Annotated in this window: 5 protein-coding genes; all 5 read left to right on the forward strand. The window is 40.5% G+C overall.

What is annotated here, in order from left to right; genetic code table 11:
- Positions 1-9: 9 nt before the first annotated feature.
- Positions 10-2163, forward strand: a complete 2154-nt coding sequence (locus GNF10_RS17115; RefSeq protein ID WP_185587241.1) for a hypothetical protein — start codon at positions 10-12, stop codon at positions 2161-2163.
- Between the two features lie 57 nt (positions 2164-2220).
- The gene (locus GNF10_RS17120) at positions 2221-2649 is read left to right on the forward strand and encodes a hypothetical protein (RefSeq protein WP_185587243.1); all 429 of its coding nucleotides are present in this window, start codon (positions 2221-2223) and stop codon (positions 2647-2649) included.
- Between the two features lie 4 nt (positions 2650-2653).
- Positions 2654-2890, forward strand: a complete 237-nt coding sequence (locus GNF10_RS17125; protein WP_260445976.1) for a hypothetical protein — start codon at positions 2654-2656, stop codon at positions 2888-2890.
- A gap of 224 nt (positions 2891-3114) precedes the next feature.
- On the forward strand, positions 3115-4464 hold the full coding sequence (locus GNF10_RS17130) for a P-loop NTPase fold protein (protein WP_185587245.1): 1350 nt from the start codon (positions 3115-3117) through the stop codon (positions 4462-4464).
- Positions 4465-4605: 141 nt separating this feature from the next.
- Complete coding sequence (locus GNF10_RS17135) at positions 4606-9810, forward strand: ribosome assembly protein 4 (protein ID WP_185607181.1); 5205 nt, start codon at positions 4606-4608, stop codon at positions 9808-9810.
- The last annotated feature ends 129 nt before the right edge of the window (positions 9811-9939 follow it).

A 9939-nucleotide genomic window follows, 5' to 3' on the forward strand; every position in this document is an offset into this window, starting at 1 on the left:
GGATAAAATATGGCTCAAACTACTGATTTCACTAACTTTGGTAATGAACGTCCTAACTATTTTGCAGGGCAATATCTCCTAGAAGATGATTTTGAGATTCAACATAAATATCTGAGCGATCGCCAACGCTACCATAATCAAAGTCTTCATATTTCAGGGATTATTGAAGGGCTGGAACTTACAGTTATTCAAGATGCAAAATCTGTTCAAATTAAATCTGGATCGGCTATCAATAGTAGCGGCGATTTAATTATTTTAAAACAAGACATTACATTTTCCGACTTTAAAAATCTTACTGACGGTTTACTCTACATCCAATATGCTCAAGATAAACAGGTTCAACAGCAAAAAGATGTACCAGATAGCTATACTCGTTGGATTGAAAAACCTATTTTGGGATTTGCGACTACAATTCCTGAAAATAGCGTCAACCTGGGAAAGCTGACAATAGCTCAAAATAGCATTACTCTCGATGCTAACGTTCGGGAATATTCTGGTTTATCATTACCAAATTCTAATAGTAAAGCTTTAACTCTTCGCTCCGGGGGAAATATTAATCCAAACTTAGCAGTTTTGACAGGTAGCTTAAAAATTGATGGGGATTTAACAGTAAATAGCAGAGGCAATTCTTCTTTCACTGGCAGCTTAATTGTAAATGGTAATGTTGGCATCGGTACGACCGAGCCAGGAAACTACAAGTTAAACGTGCAAGGCGATCAGTATATCAGTGGTAATTTAACTATCAATAGTAATGTTGTAGGTAAAAATTTATCCCTTGCAGCAGACAATAGTAAGCGTGGTGCGTTATTTCTTGCTGTAACAGGAGACTATAACCACGTACTGTATAATAACCTGTCCAACATAGATAATGAAGGAGTGTGGGATGGAGTCAAGTGGAATGTCTTCAACGGATTAAATATCCGAGTAGGAAGTGGTAACTCTAAAAGTACAGCCTTGTATATCAATAATACTGGTAATGTTGCCATTGGCATCAATAATCCAGGCGAATACAAATTAAATGTGCAAGGTAATCAGTTAATCAAAGGGAGTTTAACAGTCAATGGAGTTATTACAGGAAATCCTGTTCAATTAGGCGGATTTACCGATGCCGATCAAGATGAATGGCCTAAAGTTACTTGGTATAGAGATACTAGTAAAAATTGGGATGAAGGTTTAATTAAACATGACTCTGCTAAAGGAGTTTTTAAAAAAGCAGGATATGGAATTCATTTACACCAGAGCCGAGAATTTGGTTTGTGGTCAACTGGATTGGATGCTTTATTTGCAGTTGAAGGTCAGACTGGAAATACCTATATTAAAGGAAGTTTAAGAATTGCTGGGACAATATATGCAGGTGGAAACCCTGTGGCTTATGAGAATTACGAAATTTATTTAAGAGGGTCAGCATTTGAATCATCTGAAGGAAATATCACATTTTTAAAAATTGCCAATATTGACTTGGGTATGACTAATAGTCGAGGGCTAAATACAGTTATTCTCAATGCGAATGGAACTTTTAAAAACAAGGCAACTCATGATATTTTTGGTAATCCTACTCTATGGAATAATTGGGCTACTTGGGTTAATACAATTGCTGCTACTGGTGATGTAATTGCTGTTGCAAGCTATGACGCTTTAAACATTGCTCCTACAGGTGGTTCAGCAGAAACGTTATTACGAAGCATTAATGCTGGGCGAGCATTTCAATCAATACCAGGTCGTTATCCTTATACACTGTTATTTATTCAAGGGCAATCAAGATGTATAGAAGTATTACAACCTTATCAAGGTTCTAATGCCCATTTAAAAACTACCTATTATCAACTACTAAATTTACAAAACATAACGCAACAAGAACTATGGCAAACGCCAACATTCCAAAACAATTGGGTTAATTATGACAACACTTATAACCCCGTTGGATATTTCAAAGATAGCTTGGGGATAGTTCACCTCAGAGGTTTAGTGAGGAGTGGAACGAATAATACGACTATTTTTACGCTTCCTGTTGGTTATAGACCGTCTAATCGGGAACTTCAAGCAATTCAAACTTTTAATAATACAATAGGTCGGCTTGATATTCTAACTGATGGACAAGTCCAAGTAGTTTTGGGAAACAATGGGTGGGTTTCTTTAGATGGCATTACTTTTAGAGCAGCATGATAATCATAGAACTTTCCTTATTTATCTCTAAAAACGTTTGATTACTATTACCCACTAATGGCTGACTTCATTCTTATCACTGGCGATAAAGCCATGTTTAACCCAACTTTTGGGCAAGCCATTGTCACCGTCCGTCCAGGCGATCTAGTTGGCACAGGTAAGGATAAAATTAACCAGAAACTAGTCTGTGTAGATGGTGACGAAAAAAAAGTTATCGTTCCTGGTTGTCCTTATATGACTTCCCAATATAGTATCCCTGGAGTTGGGATACTATCCATTGAATCCCTTGCTGGCAACCAAAAAGCCAAAAAGACAAAATCTGGTGGTAAATCAGTACTGCTCAAAGGTGCTTCATTTAAAGCCAAATTTCAAGTCCTGGTTCCCGCTCAACAACCTTCTGTACCTAGTCCGATTCCCGACGCAACCCCCCAATATTCCGGTACTGGCACATTTATTTCTCTGAATAGCAAAGTCAAAGGAACTTAATTAAATGATGAAAGAACAAGTAGAAAAACGCCTCACCGAACTCAAAGCAGAATTGGTATCAGGACAAAAAGTCATGGCAGATTTAGAGGCGAAACAAGCAAATCTGCGCGATACCTTACTGCGGATTAGTGGTGCAATTCAAATTTTAGAAGAACTCACATCTCTTACTAAGCAAGATGATGATCAAAATAATAATTACGTACAAGAGGAATCAAACGTTCAATATCAATTAAAAGATTGACATCTCTCTTGAGAAAAACATGGGATATTCTGTGCTTTTACCCATAATTTGACCTAGATTGTAAACCATAACCTGACCAAGATGTGAATCAAGATTAGCGATCGCACGGCGGTAAATGGTAAATGTATGTTTTATGGCGTTCTTGAGATGCAAAGATGTAAATAACTTTATCCTTTTCAACAAGGATGTGTTAAGACAATACCAGATAATTGCACTACCAAGTTATGCCCATAGATTTACGGGAATTTTATCAGGCTAGCGATCCCAGCAGAACTCTATTTGTCAACAATAGCTCTGATGGTAAGTATTACATAGATTTTTCCTCAGTCCGAGGTGGTGATATTCTTGGCAAGCTGAAGCAGAAAATTACTTTTTTTAAGCCCAATGAACCCACCTGCACTTTATTTACTGGGCATATTGGTTGTGGTAAATCGACAGAACTATTACGATTACAGGCAGAACTGGAAAAATTAGGCTTCCATGTAGTTTATTTTGAGTCCAGTGACGACCTGGAAATGACCGATGTCGATATTGCTGATGTGCTGTTAGCGATCGCTCGTCGTGTGAGTCAAAGTCTGGATAAAATTACTTTGGAGTCACCCAACAAGTTTAATGAGTTGCTGCAAGGTGCTTGGAAGGTCTTAAACTCCGAGGTGACGGCAGGAAAAGTTAAGCTTCCCGTGGTTGGTGATGTCGGTTTATCCGCAGATAAAGATAAGCTTTCTCTGTCTATGGGCATTGGTGAAATCACCGCCAAGATGAAAAATGACCCAACCCTGCGGGAAAAACTCAATCAGTATTTAGCACCGCAAAAAACTAAGCTACTGGAAGCGATTAATCAAGAATTATTGGAACCTGCGATCGCTAAACTCAAACAGCAGGGTAAAAATGGTCTGGTGGTAATTGTCGATAATCTTGACCGCATAGATAATCGTGCCAAACCTTGGGGTCGTCCGCAGCAAGAATATTTATTTGTCGACCAGGGTGAGTTTTTGACGAAGCTGAATTGTCATCTCATCTACACCATGCCTTTGTCGTTGAAGTTTTCCAATGATTACGGAATGCTAACCCAGCGTTTCCCAGAAGACCCCAAAGTGTTACCAATGGTACCTGTACAATGGTCTGATGGCAGTGTTCATGCACAGGGGATGGCGCTCATGCAGCAGATGGTACTAGCAAGAGCTTTTCCTGACATCACACCAGAGGAGCGTTTAAATAAAGTTACCGAGATTTTTGATAGTGCTGCTAGCTTAGAACGCTTATGTAAAATGAGCGGTGGTCATGTACGGGATGTACTGAGGCTGCTGAATACTTGGATTATGGAAGAAATGAGTCTTCCCCTAACCCGTGAAACCTTAGAGCAAGTGATTCGTTCTCGGCGGAATGAGATAATGTTACCGATTTCTGAGGATGAGTGGCAATTGTTACGTCATGTCAAAGAAAAGAAAAAGGTAAGTGATGACCACGGGTATCAAAAACTGATCCGCAGTCGGTTTGTGTTTGAGTATCGCGATCGTGGTGAGTCTTGGTTTGATGTTAACCCGGTTTTGGCTGAAGCAAGAGAACTACAGTAATCAACTTAAGCCAGGGCGAATCGAATTCGCGGCTATACAAACAAAGTCCACCTCCGTGGACTAGGGAAAAATTTAGTGTTTGAAACCCACGGAGGTGGGTTTTGCCTGTGTAGACGCGGTTTCTAACCGCCCTTTTAACTTATGACAGACTCGCAACCATCAGAAGATAACCATGTAAACAACGATCGCACTCTGAAACAATTAGCTTGGGCGATTGAATCCTCTGTGGGGCAGTTTAAGCTGATTTTGGCACGGTGTAATTATGCTAGCTTGCGCGATCGCTTAATCTCCAGATTGCAAGAAATCTGTCAAGTTGAAATTCATGTCTTGGCGGTGCAGCAATCGAATAGGACTCTTTATACTGCGATTCAGGAAGAATTGGGCGAAGAAATACCAGCCTGTGTGATGGTTGTGGGTTTGGAATCAGTGCAGAATTTATCTGTGATGTTAACTTCTGCGAATCAAGTGCGGGAAGAGTTTCGCAAGAATTTTGCCTTTCCCTTGGTGTTATGGATTGACGATGAAATCTACAAGCAACTAATACAGCTTGCACCAGATTTAGAAAGTTGGGCAACTACAAGAAATTTTGATATATCAACACAGGAATTAGTAGATTTTATCATCGAAACTGCTAATGAATGGTTTAGTAATAACCTAAAATTTAGCGTAGATGTATATATTAAACTGGAAAATGAGTTAGAAACAGCGCAAAGAGATTTACTCAACAAGCCAGATGTTTATAATTTAGAAATTCAAGCTAATTTAGAATCTTTGTTAGGTTTTATTAAACAGATAAATAATCAAAAAGATTCGGCTCTACAGCATTATCACAAAGCTGATAAGCTCTGGCAGCAAAGTCATAATTTAGAACGACAGGCAAAAGTAATCGGTGAGATTAGCTTTTGCTATTATCTCAAAGCTTTAAAGCATCAAGATATCAATTGTCAAGATGGGCAGACAACTTGGCATTATCTTCAAGAGTATATAAATTTTATTAGCCAGTTTCAAAGCCCAGATTTAATTGCTAACGCAGTAGTTAAATTCGGTGATATCTTGCGAGACTTGAAAAAGTGGGAAATATTGCAGAGTCTTTCGGAACAAGCTTTAGTAATCCATCAAAATAATAAACAGCCAAGGGAATTAGCCAAAGATTACGGTTTTTTAGCTGAGGTGGCTTTGGCTCAAAAAAACTGGGTTAAAGCAAATCAGTTAGTTAAGCAAGCATTAGAAGTTTTTGCTGCGATTCCAGATTTGGAATCAGCTAATATATCAGAGATTTTATCTGATATTCCCGAAAGAGTTTTAAAATCAAAAGACTTGAGCTTCTATCGATTTATTCTAGGTCGTTCTCAATACCATTTAGGCCAAATTCAAGAGGCAACTCTCAGCTTAGAAACTGCTAGTAATGTAGGTAATCCCCTAGAACATGTCAGGCTTTACTTAGATATTCTCAAGTTTTTGCAGCAGCTTTATTTTGAGCAAAAAGAATATCTCAAAGCGTACAAAATCAAACAGCAACGGCGTTCTATTGAACAGCAATTTGGTTTGCGGGCTTTTATTGGCGCTGGTAGGTTAGAAGCTACAAAACAGGCATTTGTTGAGACATTGCGCTCAAACTCTCCTCAAGGAAATATTGCTCCAGAAATTGCTGCATCTGGTCGCCTGTTGGATATAGAACGTTTGATTGAACGCATGGGTCGCCCTGATTATAAGTTGATAGTAATTCATGGGCAATCGGGTGTAGGCAAAAGTTCCCTAGTGAATGCGGGACTGATGCCAGCTTTAAAGAATAAAGCGATCGGTACTCAAGATTATTTGCCGGTGGTAATGCGTGTTTACACCAACTGGGTAGAAGAGTTGGGGAAGCTTTTGGGAGGGAATGGGGAGTGGGGAGGGTTAGAACGTCAACGTTCAGCCTTTGAACTCGGAACTTCGACCTTTGAACTCGGAACTTCGACCTCAGAACCTCAACGTTCGACCTTTGAACTCGGAACTTCGACCTCAGAACCTCAACGTTCGACCTTTGAACTCGGAACTCCGCAATATTTAATATCCAGACTTAAACAAAATGAACAGCACAACCTCCGCACGGTGTTAATTTTTGATCAATTTGAGGAATTTTTCTTTGTTTACACCGAACCTGCACAAAGAAAGCAATTTTTTGAGTTTCTGGGAGAGTGTCTGAATGTTCTATCGGTAAAAGTTATCTTATCGCTGCGGGTAGATTACATCCATTACTTGCTGGAGTGCAATGATTTATCCAGTCTCAAGATTATTGGCAATGACATTCTCAGTAATAATGTGCTTTACAAGTTAGGGAACTTCTCACCTGCTGATGCGAAGTCAATTATTCAGCGTTTAACTGAAAATACTAGTTTTCGTTTAGAACCTGCTTTAGTAGAACAACTGGTGCAAGATTTAGCCGGTGAATTGGGTGAAGTTCGTCCCATTGAGTTGCAGGTTGTGGGGGCGCAACTGCAAACGGAGAATATTACAACTCTGGCAGAATATCAGCAACGTGGCACTAAGGACGAATTGGTTAAGCGTTATTTGGATGAAGTTGTTAATGATTGTGGTGAAGATAATCAGCAAGCAGCAGACATTTTACTGTATTTACTGACGGATGAAAAAGGAACTCGCCCTCTGAAGACTCGCGCTGAGTTGGAACGTGATTTGATGCCGTATTTTTCGGAGATCCCCCCAACCCCCCTTAAAAAGGGGGGCTTTAATCTTTCTATCCCCTTTTTAAGGCGATCGCCGCAGGCGGGGGGATCAGAAGCTAGGGCGGAACAAGCTTCTGGAATCAGTAAATTAGATTTAGTGTTAGAAATTTTTGTCCAATCCGGCTTAGTGGTTTTGCTACCAGAAAACCCAAATGACCGTTATCAACTGGTACATGACTACATCGCCACCTTTATCCGCCAGCAACAAGAACCGAAGTTAAAGCAGGTAACGGCGGAACTTGAAAAGGAACGAAAACAAAGAAAACTGAGTGAAGCAAAACTGAATAACTTTCTCAAACGCGCCCTTTTTAGTTCCATCTCGGCAGGTTTAGGATTTGCTGGGTTGGCAGTGGTAACATTTCAGTGGACAGTAGAGGCAAATGTTCAGCTAATTAACGCCATCAATAACTCTTCTGAAGCCTTTTTTGCCTCTGGACAATATTCAGATGCTTTAATAACAGCCTTAAAGGCAAGTAATAAACTCAAGCATACAATTTGGGCACAGCATAGAAGCGATACCCGAATGCAAACTGTAGCAACTTTACGGCAAGCGGTTTACTTACAGCCAAATGAGAAGAAAGAAAACCGTCCCATAGAGGTAAATACTTTAGAAGGTCATAGCAGTGGGGTCATTAGCGTCGCATTCAGTCCCAATAGACCACAGTTAGCTTCTGCCAGTTATGACAAAACTATCAAAATCTGGGATGTCGGCAGTGGTAAACTCATAAAAACCTTAACTGGTCATAGCGAGTCTGTCTATAGCGTGGTCTACAGCCCTAATGGACAACAGTTAGCTTCTGCTAGTACTGACAAGACCATCAAAATCTGGGATGTCAGTAGTGCTAAACTCCTCAAAACCCTTACTGGTCATAGCCGTGAGGTGATTAGCGTAGTCTACAGCCCCAATGGACAACAGTTAGCTTCTGCTGGTGATGACAATACCATCAAAATCTGGGATGTTAGTAGCGGCAAACTTCTCAAAACCCTGACTGGTAATAGCAGTGAGGTTGTTAGCGTGGTCTACAGCCCTAATGGACAACAGTTAGCTTCTGCTAGTTATGACAAGACCATCAAAATCTGGGATGTTAGTAGTGGCAAACTCCTCAAAACCCTGACTGGTCATAGCAGTGAGGTCAGTAGCGTGGTCTACAGCCCCAATGGACAACAGTTAGCTTCTGCTAGTTATGACAAGACTATCAAAATCTGGGATGTCAGCAGTGGTAAACTCCTCAAACCCCTGACTGGTCATAGCAGTGAGGTCAATAGTGTTGCCTACAGCCCCAATGGACAACAGTTAGCTTCTGCTAGTGCTGACAAGACCATCAAAATTTGGGATGTCAGCAGAGGTAAACTCCTCCAAACTCTGACTGGTCATAGCAATGCGGTTAGTAGTGTGGTCTATAGCCCCAATGGACAACAGTTAGCTTCCGCTAGTCTTGACAACACTATCAAAATCTGGGATGTCAGCAGAGGTCAACCCCTCAAAATGCTGACTGGTCATAACAATGTGGTCAGTAGCGTGGTCTATAGCCCCAATGGACAACAGTTAGCTTCCGCTAGTTATGACAAGACCATCAAAATCTGGGATGTCAGCAGAGGTAAACTCCTCAAAATCCTGACTGGTCATAGCGATTTGGTCAGTAGCGTGGTCTATAGCCCCAATGGACAACAGTTAGCTTCTGCTAGTTATGACAAGACCATCAAAATCTGGGATGTCAGCAGAGGTAAACTCCTCCAAACTCTGGCTGGTCATAGCAATGCGGTCATTAGTGTGGTCTACAGTCCCAATGGACAACAGTTAGCTTTTGCTAATCTTGACAAGACTATCAAAATCTGGGATGTCAGCAGTGGTAAACTCCTCAAATCACTCACTGGTCATAGCAGTGCGGTCTTTAGGGTGGTCTACAGTCCCAATGGACAACAGTTAGCTTCTGCTAGTGATGACAATACCATCAAAATCTGGGATGTCAGCAGTGGTCAACTCCTCAAAACGCTGACTGGTCATGGCAGTGCGGTCAATAGCGTCGCCTACAGCCCCAATGGACAACAGTTAGCTTCTGCTAGTGATGACAATACCATCAAAATCTGGGATGTCAGCAGAGGTAAACTCCTCAAATCCTTGACTGGTCATAGTGGTTGGGTCAATAGCGTGGTCTTCAGTACCAATGGACAACAGTTAGCTTCTGTTAGTGATGACAATACCATCAAAATCTGGGATGTCAGCAGTGGTCAACTTCTCAAAACCCTGACTGGTCATAGTAATGTAGTCGAGAGTGTGGTTTACAGCCCCAATGGACAACAGTTAGCTTCTGCTAGTGCTGACAACACAGTAATTTTATGGGATTTGGATTTTGAGAATTTATTATACAGTGGTTGCAATTTGCTGAATAATTACCTCATTGCCCATCCAGAAGTGTTAGAAGAGTTGCAATTGTGCCAAACGCGATCGCGGTTAGTGCAAGGTGCGATCGCATTAGTTATCCAAGGTGAAAAGTTAGCGCGAAATGATGATATTAGTGGCGCTGTTGCAAAGTTTGACAAAGCACAGCAGTGGGATAATAAATTAAAGTTTGATTCTCAGGCGAGAGCAAAAGAGTTGGCGAATCAAAGTAAGGTTAAATGAGGCTATTTTAGTTGTATGGAGTTGTTTCAAAAATTAAATAAGAGTTCTATAGTAATTTATAACAGCAACATAATAAGAAATCATGATGAGCTTTTATTTTTACTCACCTTTATATTTGCTTTATAAATA

Origin of the sequence: Nostoc sp. UCD121 (assembly GCF_014222285.1) — a bacterium.
GTDB lineage: Bacteria > Cyanobacteriota > Cyanobacteriia > Cyanobacteriales > Nostocaceae > Nostoc.

What these genes read in the sequence shown, in the direction of transcription:
- GNF10_RS17115 (WP_185587241.1), top strand. Translation starts at nt 10, where the DNA reads ATGGCTCAAACTACTGATTTCACTAACTTTGGTAATGAACGTCCTAAC.
- GNF10_RS17120 (WP_185587243.1), top strand. Translation starts at nt 2,221, where the DNA reads ATGGCTGACTTCATTCTTATCACTGGCGATAAAGCCATGTTTAACCCA.
- GNF10_RS17125 (WP_260445976.1), top strand. Translation starts at nt 2,654, where the DNA reads ATGATGAAAGAACAAGTAGAAAAACGCCTCACCGAACTCAAAGCAGAA.
- GNF10_RS17130 (WP_185587245.1), top strand. Translation starts at nt 3,115, where the DNA reads ATGCCCATAGATTTACGGGAATTTTATCAGGCTAGCGATCCCAGCAGA.
- GNF10_RS17135 (WP_185607181.1), top strand. Translation starts at nt 4,606, where the DNA reads ATGACAGACTCGCAACCATCAGAAGATAACCATGTAAACAACGATCGC.